The organism is Variovorax sp. GW821-FHT10D07, assembly GCF_059415325.1.
In genome coordinates, this window is sequence record NZ_JBWKMZ010000005.1 from 75032 (window position 1) to 95005 (window position 19974).

17 protein-coding genes and 1 pseudogene are annotated in these 19974 nt (G+C 70.6%); 10 read left to right on the forward strand and 8 right to left on the reverse strand.

The annotated features are described in order from the left end of the window. Nucleotide 1 precedes the first annotated feature (1 nt). Both AC07PU_RS17270 and AC07PU_RS17275 read right to left on the reverse strand, forming a co-directional pair. On the reverse strand, nt 2-970 hold the full coding sequence (locus AC07PU_RS17270) for a tripartite tricarboxylate transporter substrate-binding protein (protein WP_495319044.1): 969 nt from the start codon (nt 968-970) through the stop codon (nt 2-4). A gap of 16 nt (nt 971-986) precedes the next feature. Further along, nucleotides 987-1670: a DJ-1/PfpI family protein gene (locus AC07PU_RS17275; RefSeq protein WP_495319046.1), complete on the reverse strand. Its 684-nt coding sequence runs from the start codon at nt 1668-1670 to the stop codon at nt 987-989. Between the two features lie 148 nt (nt 1671-1818). Between AC07PU_RS17275 and AC07PU_RS17280 the strand changes: the two genes are divergently transcribed. After that, on the forward strand, nt 1819-2814 hold the full coding sequence (locus AC07PU_RS17280) for a GlxA family transcriptional regulator (RefSeq protein WP_495319048.1): 996 nt from the start codon (nt 1819-1821) through the stop codon (nt 2812-2814). Between the two features lie 7 nt (nt 2815-2821). Here the strand turns inward: AC07PU_RS17280 and AC07PU_RS17285 are convergent. From AC07PU_RS17285 to mutS, 3 genes and pseudogenes are all read right to left on the reverse strand, one after another. Then, nucleotides 2822-3624 (reverse strand): annotated as a pseudogene (locus AC07PU_RS17285) (alpha/beta hydrolase). A gap of 5 nt (nt 3625-3629) precedes the next feature. Beyond that, the gene (locus AC07PU_RS17290) at nt 3630-4469 is read right to left on the reverse strand and encodes a proteasome-type protease (RefSeq protein WP_057592829.1); all 840 of its coding nucleotides are present in this window, start codon (nt 4467-4469) and stop codon (nt 3630-3632) included. A gap of 28 nt (nt 4470-4497) precedes the next feature. After that, a complete protein-coding gene (gene mutS / locus AC07PU_RS17295) occupies nt 4498-7095 on the reverse strand; it encodes a DNA mismatch repair protein MutS (RefSeq protein WP_296776178.1) in 2598 nt (865 codons plus the stop codon). A 550-nt stretch (nt 7096-7645) separates the two neighbouring features. Between mutS and corA the strand changes: the two genes are divergently transcribed. Genes corA through AC07PU_RS17310 form a run of 3 tightly spaced genes read left to right on the forward strand, consistent with a single transcriptional unit; the run spans nt 7646 to nt 10677 of the window. Continuing rightward, entirely contained in the window at nt 7646-8623 is a 978-nt protein-coding gene (gene corA, locus AC07PU_RS17300) for a magnesium/cobalt transporter CorA (RefSeq protein WP_093339635.1), read from the forward strand. 51 nt (nt 8624-8674) lie between these two features. Next, the gene (locus tag AC07PU_RS17305) at nt 8675-9151 is read left to right on the forward strand and encodes a MarR family winged helix-turn-helix transcriptional regulator (protein ID WP_057592826.1); all 477 of its coding nucleotides are present in this window, start codon (nt 8675-8677) and stop codon (nt 9149-9151) included. Continuing rightward, nucleotides 9148-10677: a DHA2 family efflux MFS transporter permease subunit gene (locus AC07PU_RS17310; protein WP_093339633.1), complete on the forward strand. Its 1530-nt coding sequence runs from the start codon at nt 9148-9150 to the stop codon at nt 10675-10677. Before AC07PU_RS17305 ends, AC07PU_RS17310 begins: the two co-directional genes overlap by 4 nt. Nucleotides 10678-10699: 22 nt before the next feature. Here AC07PU_RS17310 and AC07PU_RS17315 read toward each other — a convergent pair whose 3' ends face one another. Together AC07PU_RS17315 and AC07PU_RS17320 are read right to left on the reverse strand one after the other, a co-directional pair. Beyond that, nucleotides 10700-11527 carry a siderophore-interacting protein gene (locus tag AC07PU_RS17315; RefSeq protein ID WP_093339630.1) on the reverse strand — a complete coding sequence of 276 codons (828 nt, stop codon included), beginning with the start codon at nt 11525-11527 and terminating at the stop codon, nt 10700-10702. 13 nt (nt 11528-11540) lie between these two features. Beyond that, complete coding sequence (locus AC07PU_RS17320) at nt 11541-12116, reverse strand: PadR family transcriptional regulator (RefSeq protein ID WP_093339627.1); 576 nt, start codon at nt 12114-12116, stop codon at nt 11541-11543. A gap of 181 nt (nt 12117-12297) precedes the next feature. Between AC07PU_RS17320 and AC07PU_RS17325 the strand changes: the two genes are divergently transcribed. The 6 genes from AC07PU_RS17325 (at nt 12298) to AC07PU_RS17350 (ending at nt 19111) form a co-directional block, all read left to right on the forward strand. Further along, on the forward strand, nt 12298-12762 hold the full coding sequence (locus AC07PU_RS17325) for a Fur family transcriptional regulator (protein ID WP_495319052.1): 465 nt from the start codon (nt 12298-12300) through the stop codon (nt 12760-12762). A gap of 99 nt (nt 12763-12861) precedes the next feature. Then, nucleotides 12862-13011, forward strand: coding sequence for a type B 50S ribosomal protein L36 (ykgO, locus tag AC07PU_RS17330; RefSeq protein WP_057592821.1), 150 nt, complete (start codon nt 12862-12864; stop codon nt 13009-13011). Between the two features lie 199 nt (nt 13012-13210). Further along, on the forward strand, nt 13211-13918 hold the full coding sequence (locus tag AC07PU_RS17335) for an ABC transporter ATP-binding protein (protein WP_093339622.1): 708 nt from the start codon (nt 13211-13213) through the stop codon (nt 13916-13918). 2 nt (nt 13919-13920) lie between these two features. Further along, complete coding sequence (locus AC07PU_RS17340) at nt 13921-15321, forward strand: ABC transporter permease subunit (RefSeq protein WP_203202004.1); 1401 nt, start codon at nt 13921-13923, stop codon at nt 15319-15321. Between the two features lie 36 nt (nt 15322-15357). Beyond that, on the forward strand, nt 15358-16848 hold the full coding sequence (locus AC07PU_RS17345) for an ABC transporter permease subunit (RefSeq protein ID WP_495319055.1): 1491 nt from the start codon (nt 15358-15360) through the stop codon (nt 16846-16848). A 43-nt stretch (nt 16849-16891) separates the two neighbouring features. Then, nucleotides 16892-19111 carry a TonB-dependent receptor gene (locus AC07PU_RS17350; RefSeq protein WP_495319057.1) on the forward strand — a complete coding sequence of 740 codons (2220 nt, stop codon included), beginning with the start codon at nt 16892-16894 and terminating at the stop codon, nt 19109-19111. Here the strand turns inward: AC07PU_RS17350 and AC07PU_RS17355 are convergent. Further along, on the reverse strand, nt 19108-19968 hold the full coding sequence (locus AC07PU_RS17355) for a glycosyltransferase family protein (RefSeq protein ID WP_495319059.1): 861 nt from the start codon (nt 19966-19968) through the stop codon (nt 19108-19110). The two genes, AC07PU_RS17350 and AC07PU_RS17355, sit on opposite strands and share 4 nt — an antisense overlap. Nucleotides 19969-19974: the final 6 nt, after the last annotated feature.

Sequence of the window (19974 nt, forward strand, 5' to 3'; positions counted from 1 at the left end):
CTCAGAGCTTGAAGCCCGAATCCTTCACGAGCTGCCCGAGCATGCGGTCGATCTTCGCGAGCCGCTCGCCCTGGTCGGCCGGCGTGCCGGGCACGGTCGTCATGTCGAGGCCCCTGAACTTCTCCACCACCTCGGGTTGCGCCAGCACCTGCGCCAGCGCGGCGTTGTAGCGCGCCACCGTGGCCTCGGGCACGCCGGCACCCGCGTAGAGGCCCAGCAGCTCGGTGAGCTCCATGCCGGACAGGCCGGCCTCCTCGAACGACGGCACCTCGGGCAGCAGCGGCGTGCGCCGCGTCGACGCGAGGATGCGCAGCCGGCCGCTGCGGTGGTAGGGCAGGAAGTCCGACACGCTGGTGATCGCGCCGTGCAGCGTGCCGCCGAGCAGGTCGGGCAGCATCGGCGCCGAGCCCTTGTAGGGCACGGGCAGGCTCTCGACCTGGAAGTGGCGCGCGATCCGGCTCGCCATGAACTCGGGCGCGCTGGCCGCGGCCGGCACGCCGATGGCGGCATCGCCGCGGTGCGTGGCCAGCCAGCGCCCGAAGGCCGCGAGGTTCGAGGCGTTGGTGGTCGTCGGGTTGGTCGCGAGCGCCAGCTCGAAGGTGGCGACGCTGCCCACGGGCCGGAAGTCGCGCGTGGTCGAGAAGCCCGGGTTCTTCACCGTCAGCGGCACCGTCGCCACCGTGTGGGTGTTGGTCAGCATCAGCACCGAGCCGTCGGCCGGCGCGGCCTTGAGCGCGATCGCCGCGAGCTGGCCGCCGGCGCCGGGCCGGTTGTCGACCACCACCGGCTGCTGCAGCTGCAGCGCGAGCTTCTCGGCCACGATGCGCGCGGCGATGTCGGCCGGGCCGCCGGCCGCGTAGCCGACGAGGATGCGGATCGGGTTGCCTTCGGCCCGCGCGCGCAGGAAGGGCGCGGCCAGCAGGCCGGCGCCGAGGGCCAATGCCGAGCGGCGGGGCAGGGACGTGGTCATGCAGTCCTCCCCCGGTTCAGGCGGCCACCGGCGCCGCGCGCCCGATGCGCGCCAGGATCGCGCGCCGCTCGGCCACCACGCCGGCCACGCGCGCGCGCGCCGCCTCGACGATGTGGGCCGGCGCCTTGGCTGGCGCGCCGCTGTCGAACGGCGGCTGCGGGTCGTACTCGGCGAACAGCTGGATCGCGCGCGCCGTGTCGTCGTCGGTGGCCTGCGCGATCGCGCGCAGCGCGCAGTCGATGCCCGAGGTCACGCCGGCGCCGGTGATGCGGTTGCGGTCGACCACCACGCGCTGGTCGCGCGGCGTCGCGCCGACCATCGCCAGCAGTTCGTGCGAGGCCCAGTGGCAGGTGGCCTCGTAGCCCTCGAGCAGGCCGGCCACGCCCAGCAGCAGCGGGCCGGTGCAGATGCCGACCACCCAGCGCGCGCCGCGGCCCTGGCGCGCGAGGAAGTCGACCGTCTCGCGGTCCTCGAACAGCGCCGCGACGCCGGGGCCGCCGGGCACCACGAGCATGTCGAACTGCGGGCAGTCGGCCATCGCCTGCGTGGCGCGGAACTCCCAGCTGAGCTCGGTGCGGATCGGGTCGGTGTGCTTCCACACCAGCGAGAGGCTGGCGCCGGGAATGCGCACCAGCAGGTCCGCGGGCGCGACGTAGTCGGTCGCGGTGATGTCGGGAAAGACGAGCATGCCGATCTTCATGGGGAAACTCCAGGTGGGGGGATCGGCCCAGTCTAGGAAGCGAAGGGCTGGCATTCGAGACAATTGCCCCATCATTCCTGCCAGCCCTGGCGCGGCCCGCCGGCTTCGGTTCTGCTGCGTCTTTCTCCTTCGCGAAGGCAACGTCTCCATGTCGATCCTGCCCGTCTGGTTCGTGGTGTTCGAGCGCTTCCAGCTGCTCGACGTGTCGGGTCCGCTGCAGGTGTTCGCCACCGCCAACGACGAGCTGCGGCTCGCGGGCCGCGCGCCGGTCTACCGCACGCGCGTGCTGGCCGCCGAGGCGGGGCCGGTGGCGAGCTCGAGCGGGCTCGCGGTGCAGGCCGAGGCCTGGCCCGCGCGCGTGCGCCATGCCGAGGCGGGCACCAGCACCGTGGTCGCGCCCGGCGGGCCGGCCGCATGGAACCCGTCGACGCAGCTCGGCGGTGGCGGCACCGAGGCCGCCGAGGCCTGGCTGCGCCGCCATGGCGCGCGCTTCGACCGCGTCGCCTCGGTCTGCACCGGCGCCTTCGTGCTGGGCCGCGCGGGCCTGCTCGACGGCTGCCGCGCCGCCACCCACTGGGGCGCCTGCGACGCGCTGGGCGCGGCCTTTCCGCGCATCGAGGTGCAGCGCGACGCGATCTACTTTCGCGACGGCCGCCGCTGGACCTCGGCCGGCGTCACGGCCGGCATCGACATGGCGCTGGGCATGGTCGAGGCCGACCTCGGCCGCGCCCTCGCCATCGGCGTGGCGAAGAAGCTGGTGGTGTTCTACAAGCGCCCGGGCGGGCAGTCGCAGTTCAGCAGCGCGCTGCTCGCGCAGGAGGCCGAGGACCCGCGCGTCGAGTCGCTGCATGGCTGGATCGAAGAACACCTGCACGAGACGCTCGACGTGGCGCGGCTGGCCGACCGCATGGCGATGGCGCCGCGTACCTTCGCGCGCTTCTACCTGCAGCGCACCGGCGTCACGCCCGCGCACGCGGTCGAACGCATGCGGCTGGACCGCGCGACGCGGCTGCTGGAATCGTCGGGCGCGACCATCAAGGCGGTGGCGCAGCGCTGCGGCTTCGGTTCGGAGGAGATCATGCGGCGCGCGTTCCAGCGGCGCTTCGGGGTGCCGCCGCTCGATTACCGGGCGCGCTTCCGCTGAGGCCTTGTCAGCCCATCAGGTTGCGCAGCGCCGCCTCGATCGCGGCCGCCGTCGCCAGCGGCTTCTCCATCGGGAACAGGTGCGTGCCGTCGAGCATCGCGATGCGGCCCTTGGTCACCTGCTGCGTCATCGCCATGCCCACGCGCTTCATCTCGGCCGACTGGCGCCCGCCGATGAAGGCCGCCTTGCACTTGAGCGGATGGCTGCGCAGCAGCGCGCCGAGGTTGTGCGGCAGCGTGTTGTAGATGGCGGTCTCGACGTCGCGGTCGAAGCTCAGTGCGCGCGTGTCCTCGCTATCGAAGGTGCCGTGGTCGATGTAGTCGTGCAGCACCTGCTCGTCCCACTTCGCGAAGGCCTTCTTGCTGCGAAAATGCTCGAACACCGCCTCGCGGTGCTCCCAGCTGTGCGGCGCCGGCGGCTGATCGCGCCCGGCGAGATGCTCTTCATGAGCGGCGTGCGCTTCACCATGTTGAGCGTGTTGGCGCGCCAGCCGCCGAGGATCGGCGAGTCGACCAGCACCACGCCGCGCGCCAGCTCGGGATGCCGCGCGGCGCACATCAGGCTCAGGAAGCCGCCGAGCGAATGGCCGACCAGGAACACCGGGCCGCCCGCGCGTTCGGCGCGCGGCCGCGCGAAGTCGGCCAGCTGCTCGACCAGGTGCGGCCAGTTGTCGGTGACGGGATACTTCGGGTCGTGCCCGAATTTCTCGATGGCATCGACCTCGAAGCCGCGGTTGCGCAGGCTGTCGAGGACGACGCGGTAGGTGCTCGCGGGAAAGCTGTTGCCGTGCGAGAAGACGATCGGCGGCACGGGGGTCAGATGAGCTTTTCGTCGGGCGTGGAGATCTTGCGCAGCGCGCCGTGCCGCGTCGCCGGCATCTTCAGCGGATGCTCGGTGGCGCTGTCGTCCCACACCGGGTCCTCGATGCTGTCGAACACCTCGCGCAGCTTCTGGCCCCAGCTGTTGTGCACCATGCGGTAGTAGGGGTTGTCGGCGTCGATGCAGATCACGCGGTCGGTCTCGAGCTTGTTGGCCTCGTAGACCACGAGGTCCAGCGGCAGGCCGACCGAGAGGTTGGACTTCATGGTCGAGTCCATCGACACCAGCGCGCACTTGGCGGCCTCGTCGAGCGGTGTCTCGGGCGTGAGCACGCGGTCGAGCACGGGCTTGCCGTACTTCGATTCGCCGATCTGGAAGTAGGGCGTCTCGGTCGTGGCCTCGATGAAGTTGCCGGCCGCGTAGACCAGGAACAGGCGCATGCCCTCGCCCTTGACCTGGCCGCCGAAGATGAACGAGACGTTGAAGTCCAGGCCCGCGTGCTTGAGCGCCTCGGCATCGCGGTCGTAGACGTGGCGCACGGCCGAGCCGAGCACGCGCGCGGCATCGAACATGCTCTTGGCGTTCCAGATCGTGGTCGGCGTGCCGGGCTCGCCGTTCTCCTGCGTCTCGCGCAGTTCCTCGATCTGCAGGATCTCGCGCACCGACTGCGAGATGCTGAGGTTGCCCGAGGACAGCAGCACCATGACGCGGTCGCCGGGCTGTTCGTAGACGATCATCTTGCGGAAGGTGCTGATGTGGTCCACGCCCGCGTTGGTGCGCGAATCGGACAGGAACACCAGGCCGGCGTTGAGTTTGATGCCTACGCAATAAGTCATTTTTTCGTCTCGCAAGAGCAGTGCCTGCTCATGGGGCTCCGCGGTCGCGTGCATTCAGTTTCTGTAAGGCGTAGAGCGCGTCGAGGGCTTCGCGCGGGGTCATCGCGTCGGGGTCGAGCGCGGACAGCGCGGATTCTACGGCGCTGACCATGGGGGTTTCGGAGGCCGGGGGCGGTGCGAACAGGTCCACCTGTGCACGAGTTTGCGCATGCTGCGACTCGAGCGCTTCCAGCGCCTGGCGCGCATGGTTGACCACCGCGGCGGGCATGCCCGCCAGCCGCGCGACCTGGATCCCGTAGCTCTTGCTGGCCGGGCCGGGCTGCATCTCGTGCAGGAACACGATGTCGCGGCCGGCCTCGGTGGCGCTCACGTGCATGTTGACCGCGCCATGGTGCGTGGCCGGGAATTCCGTGAGCTCGAAGTAGTGGGTGGCGAACAGCGTGAAGGCCTTGGCGCGGTCGTGCAGTTGGGCCGCGATGCCCGCGGCCAGCGCCAGCCCGTCGAAGGTGCTGGTGCCGCGGCCGATCTCGTCCATCAGCACCAGCGACTGCGCGGTGGCGCCGTGCAGGATCTGCGCGGCCTCGGTCATCTCGAGCATGAAGGTCGACTGCGCGTTGGCCAGGTCGTCGGCCGCGCCGATGCGGGTGTGGATGGCGTCGATCGGCCCCAGGCGGCAGGCCGCGGCCGGCACGTGCGAGCCGATGGAGGCCAGCAGCACGATGATCGCCACCTGCCGCATGTAGGTCGACTTGCCGCCCATGTTGGGGCCGGTGATGACCTGCATGCGCTGCTGCGGGCCGAGCTGGGTGTCGTTGGCGATGAAGCCGCCCGAGGACTTCTCGGCCAGCCGAGCCTCGACCACCGGATGGCGGCCCTGCTGGATTTCGATGCACGGGTGCGAGACGAAGCTCGGCGCGCGCCAGTGCAGCGTGTGCGAGCGCTCGGCCAGCGCGCACAGCGCGTCGAGCGTGGCGAGCGCCGTGGCCAGCCGCGTGAGCGCGGGCACCGAGGCCTGCAGCGCGTCGAGCAGCTGCTCGTAGAGCCACTTCTCGCGCGCCAGCGCGCGGTCCTGCGCGCTCAGCGCCTTGTCCTCGAAGGCCTTGAGCTCGGGCGTGATGAAGCGCTCGGCGTTCTTCAGCGTCTGGCGGCGGCGGTAGTTGTCGGGCACCTTCGAGAGCGCGCTCTGCGTGACCTCGATGTAGAAGCCGTGCACCCGGTTGAACTGCACGCGCAGGTTGCTGATGCCGGTGCGCTCGCGTTCGCTGACCTCGAGCTTGAGCAGGAAGTCGTCGCAGTTCTCGCTGATCTCGCGCAGCTCGTCGAGCTCGGCGTCGTGGCCGGTGGCGATCACGCCGCCGTCGCGCACCAGCGCGGCCGGGTCGGGCTTGATCGCGCTCGCGAGCAGCTCGGCGCAGCCCGGCGGCGGCGCCAGCCGTTCGGCGATCTGCGCCAGCAGCGCCGCGGCGCCGGGCAGGGCGGGCGCGAGCTGCTCGGCCTTGGCCAGCGCCAGCCGCAGCGCCAGCAGTTCGCGCGGGCGCACCTGGCGCAGCGCGATGCGCGCCGCGATGCGTTCCACGTCGCTGGTGTTCTTGAGCTGCTCGCGCAGCGTGCGCCAGGGCGCGCCGGCGCCGCCGAGCACGGTGGCCTGCAGCGCGCCGATGGCCTCGAGCCGCGCCTGCGCATCGCCGCGCTCGCGCCGCGGCGCCAGCAGCCAGCGCTTCAGCAGGCGGCTGCCCATGCCGGTCATGCAGGTGTCGAGCAGCGAGAACAGCGTGGGCGAGTCCTCGCCGCGCAGCGTCTGCACCAGCTCGAGGTTGCGCCGCGTGGTCGGCGGCAGCTCGATCAGGTCGCCGTCGCGCTCGACCGTGAGCCGCTGCAGGTGCGACAGCGCGCGGCCCTGCGTGTGCTCGGCATAGCCCAGCAGCGCGGCGGCCGCCGCATGGGCGTTGGTCAGCGATTCGGCATTCCAGGCCGCCAGGCTCTGGCTGCCCATCTGCTCGCTGAGCTTGCGTTCGCCCAGGCCGCCGTCGAACTGCCAGGCCGGCCGCACCGACAGCGTGAAGGGCGTGGCGCTGCGCGCCGCCTTGAGCCGCTGCTCGAAGGCCGGCGTGACCTCGGCGCCGTAGAGCAGTTCGCTCGGCGCGATGCGCGCGATCCAGGCCTCGAGCGCGTCGGCCGGGCATTCGGCCAACCGCAGCTCGGCACCGGTCACGCTGAGCCAGGCCAGGCCGCAGAAATTGCGCGTGCCGGCATGCACCGCCAGCAGCGTGGCATCGGCCTTGTCGTTGAGCAGCTCGGCATCGGTCAGCGTGCCGGGCGTGACCACCCGCACCACCTTGCGCTCGACCGGGCCCTTGGAGGCGCCGACCTCGCCGACCTGCTCGCAGATCGCCACCGATTCGCCGAGCTTGATGAGCCGCCCGAGGTAGGTGTCGACCGAGTGGAAGGGCACGCCGCACATCACGACCGGCTGCCCGGCCGACTGGCCGCGCTGGGTCAGCGTGATGTCGAGCAGGCGCGCGGCCTTCTCGGCGTCGGCCCAGAAGAGTTCGTAGAAATCGCCCATCCGGTAGAAGAGCAGGGTGTCCGGATGGTCCGCTTTGAGCCGGAGGTACTGCGCCATCATGGGCGTATGACCGGCGTAATCGGGGGCGGCTGCGGCGGGGGTATCTGTCACGGAATGGGCGCGTAAGCCATTGCTGGCGTTGGAGAAAGTGCTGTCTGAGAGTTCGGGCATGGACGCATCGTCGCGGGATCCCGGCCAGGCCATGGCGCGGGGCGCCCGGTATTGTGGCCGACCCGCAAGCCGGTGGGCGGCGTGAGGCGGGATGTGGGGGAAGAGGATGCGAGCGGGCAAAAAAACACCCGCACGTGGGCGGGTGGAGTTCTTCCCTGATGGCTGTGGGCGGCTGCTCTTCTGTTTGGTGGGCGCCCCCTTTTGCGTGACAGCGAAGCGATGTTCGTGTATCGCCCGCACAACGCCTGTCAGTCTTTGCGCGGTAAGACTTGTAGGCGGGTGAAAGAAATGAGCAAAAAGTCACGCAACTAAACCCTTCGGCCGCTTGCGAGTAGCAATGTTTTAACTTTTGCGCTCCCTCTCGCGGCGGTCAGGCAGCGGAATGCGGCCCCGTGGCACCATCGGCACCCCTCAATCCAACCGCGATCCTGGAGCGCCGATGCTGATCAACTGCGTGGCTTACGAGAACGGCGCCAAGCTGGCCGACATTCCGGTCGAGAGCATCAGCGAATACATCTCGCGGCCCGGCTGCTTCGTCTGGGTGGCGCTCAGCGACGCCACGCCCGAGGAACTGGCCGTGATGCAGCTCGAGTTCGGCCTGCATCCGCTGGCCGTGGAAGACGCCCAGCACGGCCACCAGCGGCCCAAGGTCGAGGAGTACGGCAACTCGCTGTTCGTGGTGATGCACCTGGTCGAGCCCTCGGACGCCGGCGAGCAGTGCATCCATGTGGGCGAGGTCGACGTGTTCGTGGGCAGCAACTACGTGCTGTCGGTGCGCAACCGCAGCCGGCAGGGTTTCCTCGGCGTGCGCGAGCGCTGCGAACGCGAGCCCGAGCTGCTGAAGAACGGCGCCGGCTTCGTGCTCTATGCGCTGATGGACGCGGTGGTCGACCGCTACTTCCCGGTGATCGACGCGCTCGAGGACGAGCTCGAATCGATCGAGCAGCAGATCTTTGCGCAAAGCGGCGCGGCGCGCGACAAGATCAAGCAGCTCTACGAACTCAAGCGTCGCAGCATGGTGCTCAAGCGCGCCGTGGCGCCGCTGACCGAGGCGGCCGGCAAGCTGCACGGCGGGCGCGTGCCGCAGATCTGCATGGGCTCGCAGGAGTACTTCCGCGACGTGGGCGACCACCTGGGGCGCATCAACGGCTCGATCGACGCCATGCGCGACACGGTGGCCACCGCGATCCAGGTCAACCTCTCGATGGTCACGATCGAGGAGAGCGAGGTCACCAAGCGCCTCGCGGCCTGGGCCAGCATCTTTGCCGTGTGCACCGCCTTCGCGGGCGTCTGGGGCATGAACTTCGAATTCATGCCCGAGCTGAAATTCCGCTGGGGGTACCCCACGGCGCTGGCGCTGATCGCGGGCACCTGCGGCTATCTCTACTACCGGTTCCGGCGCGCGGGCTGGCTCTGAGAGCGGGCCGCTAAGGCCCAACTAATAAACATGTAGATAATCAAGTCCCTTATGAAAAGGGACTTCAGCCAGCGTTTCGGCTTCATCGTGAAGGACGTGGCCAAGCGCTACGGCGAGGCCTTCGACCGCCTCGCGCGCGAGCGCATCGGCCTGAGCAGCGCCCAGTGCCGGCTGCTCGGCGTGCTGGCCATGGAAGGCGAGGAGGCGCCGCTGTCGCAGGCCGAGCTCGCGCAGCGGCTGGAGCTCACGCCGATGGCCGTGGGCGGCCTGTGCGACCGCATGGAGGCGGCCGGCTGGATCCGCCGCGAGGCCAGCGCCACCGACCGCCGCGTGAAGCTGATCCACCTGCAGCCCAGCGCCGAGAAGGCGCTCGATGCCGCGCTCAATCTCAGCGACGGGCTCAATGCGCGCGTGATGGCGGTGCTGGCGCCCGGCGAGCGCGCCCAGCTGCTGGCGCTGCTCGGCAAGGTGCGCGGCAGCCTGCTCGAGATCACGGGCGGCAACGGCCCCGAGGGCGAGGGCAAATGACCGCCGCGCCCGGAACCGCGGTGCCGCACCGCGGGATGATCACCGTCTCGATCATGCTCGCGACCATCATGCAGGCGCTCGACACCACGATCGCCAACGTCGCGCTGCCGCACATGCAGGGCAGCCTGCAGGCCTCGCAGGACCAGATCACCTGGGTGCTGACCTCCTACATCGTGGCCTCGGCGATCGCGCTGCCGCTCACGGGCTGGCTCTGTGGTCACTGGGGCCGGCGGCGCGTGTTCATCATCTCGGTGATCGGCTTCACCATCGCCTCCGCGTTGTGCGGCCTGGCGACCTCGCTGGTGGGCATCGTCGGCGCGCGGCTGCTGCAGGGCATCTTCGGCGCGGCGCTGGTGCCACTGTCGCAGGCGGTGCTGCTGGACATCAACCCGCGCGAGAAGGTCGGCCAGGCGATGGCGATCTGGGGCGCCGGCATCATGGTCGGGCCGATCCTCGGGCCGCTGCTGGGCGGCTGGCTCACCGACAACTTCGACTGGCGCTGGGTCTTCTTCATCAACCTGCCGGTGGGCGTCTTCGCCTTCTGGGGCATCGCGCGCTACCTGCCAGAGAGCCGGCCGCAGGGCGAGAAGCTCGACATCTTCGGCTTCGTGACCCTGAGCCTCGCCATCGGCATGCTGCAGCTGTTCCTCGACCGCGGCGAGCAGCTCGACTGGTTCGACTCGTGGGAGATCCGGCTCGAGGCCGCGGCCTCGCTGGTGGCCTTCTGCTTCTTCGTGGTCCACACCTGGACCGTGCGCGGCGTCTCCTTCTTCGACCGCGACCTGCTCAAGGACCGCAACTTCGTCACCGGCCTGCTGTTCGCCTTCATCGTCGGGATGATCCTGTACGCGACCATGGCGCTGCTGCCCAACTTCCTGCAGGGGCTCATGGGCTATCCGGTGGTCTACACGGGGCAGGTCACGGCGCCGCGCGGCATCGGCACCATGATCGCGATGCTGGTGGTGGGGCGGCTGGTGCAGCGCGTGGACGTGCGCGCCATCATGGCGCTGGGCTTCGGGCTCACGGCCTTCTCGCTCTACCAGATGACGCGCATCACGCTGCAGATGGACAGCACGCTGATCATCGTCTCGGGCTTCGTGCAGGGCCTGGGCATCGGCTTCACCTTCGTGCCGCTGTCGACCGCCACCTTCGCCACGCTGGCGCCGCGGCTGCGCAACCAGGGCACGCCGATCTTCAGCCTGCTGCGCAACATCGGCAGCAGCGTGGGCATCTCGATCGTGCAGGCGCTGCTCACCGAGGGCTCGAGCGCCGCCCATGCGCAGATCGCGACCACCGTGGCGCCCGGCAATCCGGCGCTGGCCACGCTGCCTTCGATGATGTCGCCCGACAACCCGTTGGGCCTGGCCCTGCTCAACGCCGAGGTCACGCGGCAGGGCGCGCTGGTCGGCTACCTCGACGACTTCGCGATCATGATGGTGATCACGCTGGTGGCGATCCCGCTGCTGCTGCTGATCCGCAGCCCGAAGCGCGCGGCGGCCTCGGGGCCGGCGGAAGTGCCGCACTGAGCGGCACCGCGCGCGAGGCCGCTCAGTCCTCGATCGCGTCGTGCGTCGCGGCCGTGCCGCGGCGCCAGTAGCCCGAGGCCCGGATCCACTTCGGGTTGGCGCCGCGCTCGCTCACCAGGTGCGCGCGCACCGCCTTCGCCACGCCGGTCTCGCAGCCGACCCAGGCGTGGTAGTCGCCCTCGGGCAGCGCCTGCTTCTTGAGCGTCTCGAGCAGCATCGGGCTCAGGCCCGCCGACACGCCGCGGCGATGCACCCACACCAGCGTGAGCGCGGCCCGGGTCTCGAACGGGATCTCGTCCTCGGGGCCGTCGACCTCGGCCAGCACCACCACGCGCGCGCCCGCGGGCAGCTCGGCCAGCCGGCGCGAGATCGCGGGCAGCGCGGTGTCGTCGCCGATCAGCAGGTGCCAGTCGAACTCGGTCGGCACGATGAACGAGCCGCGCGGGCCGCCCACGCCGATGCGGTCGCCGGGCCTGGCGTTCTCGGCCCATTGCGTGGCGGGGCCGGCCTCGTGCAGCGCGAAGTCGATCTCGAGCGTCCTCGCGGCCGCGTCGTGGCGGCGCGGCGTGTAGTCGCGCATGGTGGGCCGGCCCTCGGGCCAGACCGGGCCTTCGGGGCCCATGGTCGGCAGGGTCAGGCGGCCGGTGGCCGGGTCGGGGAAGAACAGCTTGGCGTGGTCGTCGAAGCCAGGGCTGTGGAAGCCCTCGAGCTCGTCGCCGGTGAGCACGACGCGCAGAAGGTGCGGCGTGACGCGCTGCACGCTCTTCACCGTGAGCTGGCGAAAGCGCAGGTCGTGGCGCACGCGGCGCGGCAGGCGGTCGGGTTGGGAGGCGGTGGAGAAGTCGGTCATGTGCGGTTGACTTTCAAAGACGTTCGATCTGTTGTGCGGCGCTGTCGAGCACCGCGGCGAATTCGTGGGCTTGTTGTTCGGTGAGGGGCGTGCCCGAGAGGCGCAAGCGCATCGCGAGCTTGAGGTTCTCGATGGCGCGCGTGACCTGCGGCGGCCGGCCGCCGCGCGCGCCGGCGCCGTCGACGCCGCCGTTGAGGCGTTCCATCATCGATTCGGCGGTCTCGCGGTTGGCCGCCAGGTACTCGCGCCCGCTGTCGGTGAGGGTGTAGCGCTTGCGGCCGCCGCCCTCGGCACTGCTCTCGACGCTGAGGTGGCCCAGCTCCTCGAGCAGCGTCAGCGTGGGATAGACCACGCCGGGGCTCGGCGCATAGCTGCCGCCCAGGCGTTCCTCGATCAGCTTGATGAGCTCGTAGCCGTGCGAGGGCTTGTCGGCGATGAGCTGCAGCAGCACGAAGCGCAGGCCGCCATGGCCGAACACCCGGCCGGCGCCGAAGCCGTGGCGTCCGCCGCGGCCCCGGCCACCAGAGAGGCCGTCCTCGTGCTCGCCGCGCGGGGTGCGGTGGCAATGGTCGAAGTGGAAATGGCGCATGGGAGCCTCTCTTTCTGAATCGATATCTGTTTGTGTCTAAATTATTTTAGATATATCTAAATCGACGAGTCAAGAGGGGAGAAAGGCAAGACCGGGGCGCCGGCAGGGGCAATTTAGATAGCCTGCGCCGCAGTCCCCGGGCACCGCGAGGCGTTGTTCGCGCCGCCTTACCATCGAGGCCATGGAACGTCTTACCCGCCAGCGCGCCGCCGTGTTCTCGGCCTTCAGCGATGCCAGCCGCGTGCTCACCGCCCCCGAAATCCATGCGCATGCGCGCGAACTCGTGCCCGAGATCAGCCTGTCGACCGTCTACCGCCAGGTGTCGGCGCTGCTCGCGGACGGCGAGATCGCCAAGGTCGAGCTGCCCGGCGAGCCCGCGCGCTACGAGGTCTCGTGCCGGGAAGAGCCGCACGCGCACGGCGACCACGCCCACGAACACGAGAAGGGGCAGGGCCGCGCGGGCGACCACCACCATCACTACTTCCATTGCCTGTCGTGCGGCCAGGTGTTCCTGCTGCACGCCTGCCCGGGCCCGATGGACGACCTGGCGCCGCCGGGCTTCCAGGTCGCGAGCCACGAAGTGACCCTGCACGGCAGCTGCGCGGCCTGCGTGGCGAAGGCGGCACCGGCCGGCCGATCGCACTGAACAAGGCACCCGCGCGGGTGCTCATTCTTCTTTACAAAGTTATTGCGAATGAATTCGCAATAACTTAGACTGCTGGTTTCCATCCAACAGCGCGACGCCATGCAAGTCCTGTCCTCCCTCAAAGAAGCCAAGAAGCGGCACCGTGATTGCCAGGTGGTCACCCGGCGCGGACGCACCTACGTGATCTGCAAGTCCAACCCGCGCTTCAAGGCGCGGCAGGGCGGCGCGAAGAACAAGCGCGCCCGCTGACCGCCTGAGACCCGCGGCCCGGACGATCCGGCCGCCTCCCCGATCCGCCACGGCACCGGCCCCCGGCGCCCAGCCAATCCCCTTTTCGAACGTCACGGCATGCACCCGCATGCGCGTGAGCCTGCGCGCGTCCACCGCGGATGCATGCGGGCGTGCGCGCGCCGTTTCACCGCTTCCTCTCTTCGACCGGAACCCTCCCATGCTCAGAGCACAGGGCCTCACCAAGCAATACGGCAGCCATGTCGCGCTCGACCGCCTCGACCTCGACATCCGCGCGGGCGACATCTACTGCCTGCTCGGCGCCAACGGCGCGGGCAAGACCACCACCATCAACCTGTTCCTCCACTTCATCGCGCCCAGCGCGGGCACGGTGGAGATCAACGGCGTCGACGTCACGCGCCATCCGCTCGCGACCAAGCAGGACGTGGCGTACATCCCCGAGCACGTCACGCTCTACGGCACGCTCTCGGGCCTGGAGAACCTGCGCTTCTTCGCCGGCCTCGCGCTGGGTCGCGCGCTGCCGCGCGAACGGCTGCTCGAGCTCATGACGGCGGTGGGCCTCGACCACGCGGCGGCCGACAAGCGCGTGTCGGCCTATTCCAAGGGCATGCGCCAGAAGGTGTGGATCGCCGTGGCGCTGGCCAAGGAGGCCAAGGCGCTGCTGCTCGACGAGCCCACCTCGGGCCTCGATCCGCATGCGGCCAGCGAGTTCTCCGAGCTGCTGCGGCGCGCGGCCGACCAGGGCGTTGCCGTGCTGACCACCACGCACGACCTGTTCCATGCGCAGCAGACCGCCACGCGCGTCGGCATCATGAAGAGCGGCCGCCTCGTCGACAGCCTCGAGGGCGCGCAGCAGATCGCGCGCATCGACCTGCAGTCGCTGTACCTGCAGCACATGAGGGCCTGAGCATGTGGCGCTGGATCGCGAACCGCGAATTCACCGAACGGCTGCGCGACGGCCGCCTGCTGTGGGCCGGCGGCCTGGTGCTGGTGCTGCTGTTCACCGCGCTCGGCGTGGGCTGGGCGCACCAGCGCGAGGCGCGCGCCGAGCAGCAGGCCGCGCAGGCGCTCGACTACCGCGACTGGCTGGCGCAGGACCGGCGCCATCCGCACGACGCCGCGCACCAGGGCATGCATGCCTTCAAGCCAGAGGCGCCGCTGGCCATGGTCGACGCGGGCATCAATCCCTACATCGGCAGCACCGTGTGGCTGCAGGCGCACCGCCAGAGCGAGGTCAAGTTCAATCCCGCGCAGGACGCCACCGGCCTGCAGCGCTTCGGCAACCTCTCGGTCGGCTGGATCCTGCAGGTGCTCGGGCCGCTGCTGGTGATCGTGTTGGGCTTCAACGCCTTCGCGGGCGAGCGCGAGCAGGGCATCCTGCGCCAGACCCTGAGCCTGGGCGTCTCGCCGCTGCGCCTGCTGGCGGGCAAGGCGCTCGCGCTCGCGGCCTCGCTCGCGGTGCTGCTGGTGCCGGCCGCACTGGTCGCCGCGCTCGCGGTGGGGCTGGGCGCCGCGCCCGGCGAGCGCGCCGATGCGCTGCTGCGGCTGGCGGCCTGGAGCCTGGGCTATGCGGTCTACCTCGGCGCTTTCGTGTTCGTCGTGCTCGGCGTGTCGGCGCTGTGCGCCACCTCGCGCGCGGCCATCACCGTGCTGCTCGCGCTGTGGGTGGCGCAGGCCGTGATGGCGCCGCGCGTGCTGTCCGAGGCGGCGCGCGCGGCCTATCCGAGCCCGACCCGGCTCGAGTTCAACCAGGCGCTGCAGGCCGAGCTCAAGCAGGTCTCCGACCGCACCTGGCTGCAGGCCTTCGGCACCACCGAGCGCTGGGGCCGCGACGTGCCGCTCAGCCAGTGGGGCATCGCGCTGCGGCTCGACGACCAGGCCTCCTACCCGGTCTACGACCGCCACTACGGCCGCCTCTGGGACACCTGGGAGCGCCAGCAGCGGCTGCAGGAATGGAGCGGCCTGCTGCTGCCCCTGCTCGCGATGCGCAGCTACTCGATGGGCATGGCCGGCACCGACTTCGCGCACCACCGCAGCTTCACCACCGCGGCCGAGCTGCATCGCCGGCGGCTGCAGGACCTGATGAGCGAGGACCTGGTCGCGCATGCCGATCCGCTCGGCGACCGCCACTTCGCCTACCAGTCGGGCCCCGAGCTGTGGGCCAAGGTGCCGCCGTTCGTGCACCGGACGCCGCGCGTGGGCTGGGCCCTGCGCCACCAGCTGCGCAGCCTGGCCGTGCTGTGCGCCGGCCTGCTGCTGGCCGCGGCCTTCGCGGCCGTCGCCGTGCGCCGCCAACGCGCGCTGGCCTGAGCGCGCCTTTCAGAAAGAGCCAAGCAAGAGGAAGCCATGTCCGTCTCCATCGTCAACCCGCCCCAGGGCTTCCGGCTGCGCGCCGTCATGCGCCAGGAGCTGCGCCTGCTGCTGGCCGACCGCAGCGTCTGGGCCGTGGCCCTGCTGTTCCTGCTGCTGGTCGGCTACGCGCTCGGCAACGGCCTCGCGCAGACCGCGCAGCGCGACCGCGCGCAGGCGGCCGTGGCCCAGGCCGACCGCGACACCCGCGCGGCGCAGCGTGCGCAGCTCGAGGCCATCCTCGCGGGCCGGGCCCAGCCCACGCCGTTCGAGAACCCGGCCGATCCCTCGCGCATGGCCAGCAGCTACGGCGCGCAGCACGCGATCCTGCCGAGCGCGCCGCTCGGGCCGGTCGCGCTCGGGCGCAGCGACCTGTTCCCGAGCCAGTTCCGCGTCACGCACCAGAGCCGCGTGGCCTTCATGAACCCGAGCGACATCGAGAACCCCTGGTACTTGCTGAGCGGCCAGTTCGACCTGGCCTTCGTGCTGGTCTACCTGCTACCGCTGCTGATCTTCGTCCTCGGCTACAACCTGCTGTCGGCCGAGCGCGAGAACGGCACGCTGCGCCTGCTGCTGTCGCAACCGCTGCGCCTGCGCACGCTGCTGGCCGGCAAGCTCGCGGTGCGCGCCGCCGCGCTGCTGGTGCCCGCGGTGCTGCTGCCCGTGGGCGTGCTGCTGCTGGCGCGGCAGGCGGGCTTCGCACCTTCCGCGCCGGGCGCGGGCGCCGTCACCTTCTGGTGGGCGCTGCTGGTGGGCGCCTATGCGCTGTTCTGGTTCGCGCTGGTGGTGGCGGTCAATGCCTTCGGCGCGCCCTCGGCCACCAATGCCATGGTGCTGATGATCGCGTGGGTGCTGCTGGTGCTGGTGGCGCCGGTGCTGCTCAACCTCGCGGTCACGCAGGCCAGCCCCGCGCCCTCGCGCACCGAGCTCGCGACCCAGACGCGCACGCTCACGGCCGCGGCGATGAAGCGCCATGCCGAGCTGCTGAGCACCGACTACAAGCACGTCGGCCAGGGCGCGCTGCTGCTGCCGCGCGACGGCAAGATCGAGATCAGCGCGCGCGGCCTCGCCAACTACCGCATCGAGCGCGAGATCGACGAGGCGATCGCACCCGAGCTCGAGCGCTTCGAGCGCCAGCACGTGGGCCAGCAGCGGCTGCTCGAGCGCTTCGGCGCGCTGTCGCCCGCGGCCGTGGCCTACGAGGGCATGACCGGGCTGGCCGGCACCGGCGCGCGGCGCCATGCGCAGTTCGTCGCGCAGACGGTGGGCTTTCATCTCGCGTGGAAGCACTTCTTCTTTCCGCGCATCGAGGAACGCAGCGCGCTGATGCCGGCCGACTTCGACCGCATCCCCCGCTTTGCATGGCGCGAGGAATCGCCGCGCGAGCTGCGCGACCGTGCGCTGGCGGCCGTGCTGCAACTGCTGCTGCCGAGCCTGCTGCTGTTCGGCCTCGCGGGCTGGCGGCTGCGCCGCTTCTCGGTGGCCTGAGCACGCACGCCAAAGAACGATCAATCTCCGGAGGGAATTTCAGATGAAACACACGATGTCGGGCGTGGCCGCGGCCATCGCCGCGCTGTCCATGGCGGGCGCGCAGGCACAGGAACAACCGACGCAACAAGCGCAACAGGCGCAACAGGCGCAACAGGCATTGGGCGCGATCACGGTCGAGGGCAACCGCGACGCCGAGGGCCTGCACCTCGAGGGCAGCAGCGGCAGCGCCTCGCGCCTGGGCCTCACGGTGCGCGAGACGCCGGCTTCGGTCGAGGTGCTGTCGCAGGACCTGATCCAGCAGCGCGGCGCGCGCACCTTCAGCGAGGCGCTGCGCGGCGTCACCGGCCTCGCGGGCGGCGGGCCGCCGTCCTCGCCGACCACGCTGTCGACGCGCGGCTTCACCAGCCTGCTCTATCTCTACGACGGCGTGCGCACCTCGGGCGCGGGCGTCACCAACCGCGTGCAGGACACCTGGAACTACGACCGCATCGAGGTGCTCAAGGGCCCGGCCTCGGTGCTCGACGGCGAGGGCGCGATCGGCGGCGTCGTCAACTTCGTGACCAAGCGGCCCGACCGCAACAACCCGAACCGCGAGCTGTCGGTCGGCTACGGCAGCTTCGGCGCCACGCGGTTGGGCGTGGGCTTCGGCGGGCCGGTGGGAGAGTCGGGCGCCTACCGCCTCGACTACAGCCACAACGACAGCCGCGCCGGCAACGTGCCGGGCAGCGGCGAGCGCATGGACCACTTCACCAGCGGCCTGGCCTTCGACCTCGGCGGCTCGGTCAAGCTCGACCTGAGCTTCGACTACCTGAAGGACGACAACAAGGCCTACTGGGGTACGCCGCTGGTGCCGGCCTGGTTCGCGACCGAGCCCACGGGCGTGGTGCGCACGCCCGACGGCCGCGTGATCGACCGGCGCATCGCGCGCATCAACTACAACGTGCTCGACAACGAGAACACCTCCGAGACCTACTGGCTCAGCGCGCGCCTGAGCGGCCGCCTCGGCGACAACTGGTCGTGGCGCAACACGGTGGCGGCCAACAAGTCGCAGCGCCTGTTCCGCAACTCCGAGAGCGCCGTATTCGTCGCGCCCGCGAGCATCGCGCGCGACCAGACCCGGATCACGCACGACCAGGACTTCTGGCTCGAGCGCTTCGACGCCACCCACCATGGCACCTTCGGCGGCATGGACAACCGCTTCGTGGTCGGCGGCGAACTCAGCGGCACCCGCTTCGACAGCCAGCGCCGCTTCTCCGACGGCCAGGCCTCGACCGCCGCCGCATTGCGCGTGCCGGCGCTCGCGCCCTTCACCGGCTTCTACAGCGACGATCCGCGCCTGAGCGCCACCGGCGCGGGCAACCGCACCGACACCACCTCGCGCGTCGACGTGAGTTCGGTGTTCGTCGAGGATGCGCTCAAGCCGCTGCCTGGCCTCACGCTGGTGGGCGGCTGGCGCCACGACCGCACCAAGGTGCAGCGCGGCATCGCCGACCTCAACACCGGCGGCTACAGCCGCTTCGACACCAGCTACCGCACCGACTCGGGCCGGCTCGGCGCGGTCTACGACCTGTCACCACAATCCAGCGTCTACGCGCAGTACACCAACGCCACCGTGCCCGTGGGCTCGTTCTTCCTGCTGTCGCAGTCGAATGCCAACTTCCCGATGTCGCGCGGCAAGCAGGCCGAGATCGGCTTCAAGCACAGCCTGCCCGAGGCGCGGCTCGAGTGGACCGCCGCGCTCTACAAGATTGAGCTCGACAACGTGCTCTCGCGCGATCCCAACAAGCCCGGCGACACCGTCAACAACGGCCGCCAGTCCTCGCGCGGCGTCGAGCTCTCGGCCGTATGGCGGCCCACGCGCCAGCTCACGCTGGCGGGCAATCTCGCGGCGCTCGATGCGCGCTTCGACACGCTGGTGGAGGCCGGCGGCGTCTCGCGCGTGGGCAACACCCCGCCCAACGTGCCGCGCCACGTGGCCAACCTGTTCGCCACCTGGCGGCCCGACAACTCGAACTTCGAGTGGTTCCTCTCGCTCAACCATGCCGGCCACGTCTTCACCGACACCGCGAACCAGATCCGCATCGAGGGCTACACCACCGTCGACGCGGCCGTCAGCTACCGCCTGAAGCCTGCCCTGCTGACCTTCCGCGTGCGCAACCTCACCGACCGGCTCTACGCCACCTGGGGCGGACGCGCGGTGAGCCAGGTGCTGCTGGCGCCGGGACGCAGTTTCGAGGTGTCGGCGCGCTTCGACTTCTAGCCCGCGCCCAGGCCCGCGAAGCCGCCCGGCATCTGGCCGATCGCGGTGCGCAGGGCGTCGGCCTGGCGCCGCGACTGCATCAGCGCCAGCCCGTTGGCGCCGAGCGCTCGCCGCCGCGCATCGTCGCGCAGCAGCTCGACGCAGGTGGGCACGATGCCGTCGTACGAGGTGAAGGCCACGGCGCCCGCGTACGCGCGTTCCGCCTCGGGATCGTCGCCGGTCTCCGACACCACGCAGCAGCCATTGGCCAGCAGGTAGGACACGCGCACCACCTCGAACAGCCGGCCCTCGTAGTGGTGCAGGTTCAGCACGATGCGGCTGCGCGCGATGTAGTCGTCGCGCGCGGCGCCGTAGACGCCGAACAGCGCGACCACGCGCAGCCCGGCGTCCTCGAGGGCCCGCAGTGCGTCGCGCCGCCGGGCGTTGACCGAGCCGTAGAACAGCACGTCGATGTCCTGCGTCTCGCGCGGCACGATGCGCCGCAACGCATCGGCATGGCCCACCTCGCACAGCGTGGCCGCGATGCCCATCGAACGCAGCAGCGCCACGTTGCGCGCGCTGTAGTCCCACACCGGGCGGCGGCGCAGCAGGTCGAGGTAGCGCTCGGACCACCAGGGCGAGCCGGGCGACAGCTGCTCGAGGTTGAACAGGATCGCGCGGCGTGGCGGGCGGTCGGCGATCGCGGGCAGCAGGTTGGCGCCGAGCACGATCGTCTCGCCCTCGGGGCGGCGGTGCACGATCGGCGCGGCCACGCCGAGTTCGCGCAGGCCTTCGCTCAGCGCGAGCGCGAACTCCTCGAAGGCACCGCTGTGGGCATAGCCGGGCGGCGTGACGATCCAGATGCTGGCAGGGGGCACGCGGCG

Bases quoted from the DNA above. Each gene is read 5' to 3' on its own strand.
- ykgO (WP_057592821.1), top strand. From the start codon at position 12,862: ATGCAAGTCCTGTCCTCCCTCAAAGAAGCCAAGAAGCGGCACCGTGAT.
- AC07PU_RS17335 (WP_093339622.1), top strand. From the start codon at position 13,211: ATGCTCAGAGCACAGGGCCTCACCAAGCAATACGGCAGCCATGTCGCG.
- AC07PU_RS17270 (WP_495319044.1), bottom strand. From the start codon at position 970: ATGACCACGTCCCTGCCCCGCCGCTCGGCATTGGCCCTCGGCGCCGGC.
- AC07PU_RS17320 (WP_093339627.1), bottom strand. From the start codon at position 12,116: ATGCGCCATTTCCACTTCGACCATTGCCACCGCACCCCGCGCGGCGAG.
- AC07PU_RS17280 (WP_495319048.1), top strand. From the start codon at position 1,819: ATGTCGATCCTGCCCGTCTGGTTCGTGGTGTTCGAGCGCTTCCAGCTG.
- corA (WP_093339635.1), top strand. From the start codon at position 7,646: ATGCTGATCAACTGCGTGGCTTACGAGAACGGCGCCAAGCTGGCCGAC.
- AC07PU_RS17315 (WP_093339630.1), bottom strand. From the start codon at position 11,527: ATGACCGACTTCTCCACCGCCTCCCAACCCGACCGCCTGCCGCGCCGC.
- AC07PU_RS17340 (WP_203202004.1), top strand. From the start codon at position 13,921: ATGTGGCGCTGGATCGCGAACCGCGAATTCACCGAACGGCTGCGCGAC.
- AC07PU_RS17345 (WP_495319055.1), top strand. From the start codon at position 15,358: ATGTCCGTCTCCATCGTCAACCCGCCCCAGGGCTTCCGGCTGCGCGCC.
- AC07PU_RS17290 (WP_057592829.1), bottom strand. From the start codon at position 4,469: ATGACTTATTGCGTAGGCATCAAACTCAACGCCGGCCTGGTGTTCCTG.
- mutS (WP_296776178.1), bottom strand. From the start codon at position 7,095: ATGATGGCGCAGTACCTCCGGCTCAAAGCGGACCATCCGGACACCCTG.
- AC07PU_RS17305 (WP_057592826.1), top strand. From the start codon at position 8,675: ATGAAAAGGGACTTCAGCCAGCGTTTCGGCTTCATCGTGAAGGACGTG.
- AC07PU_RS17350 (WP_495319057.1), top strand. From the start codon at position 16,892: ATGAAACACACGATGTCGGGCGTGGCCGCGGCCATCGCCGCGCTGTCC.
- AC07PU_RS17310 (WP_093339633.1), top strand. From the start codon at position 9,148: ATGACCGCCGCGCCCGGAACCGCGGTGCCGCACCGCGGGATGATCACC.
- AC07PU_RS17325 (WP_495319052.1), top strand. From the start codon at position 12,298: ATGGAACGTCTTACCCGCCAGCGCGCCGCCGTGTTCTCGGCCTTCAGC.
- AC07PU_RS17275 (WP_495319046.1), bottom strand. From the start codon at position 1,670: ATGAAGATCGGCATGCTCGTCTTTCCCGACATCACCGCGACCGACTAC.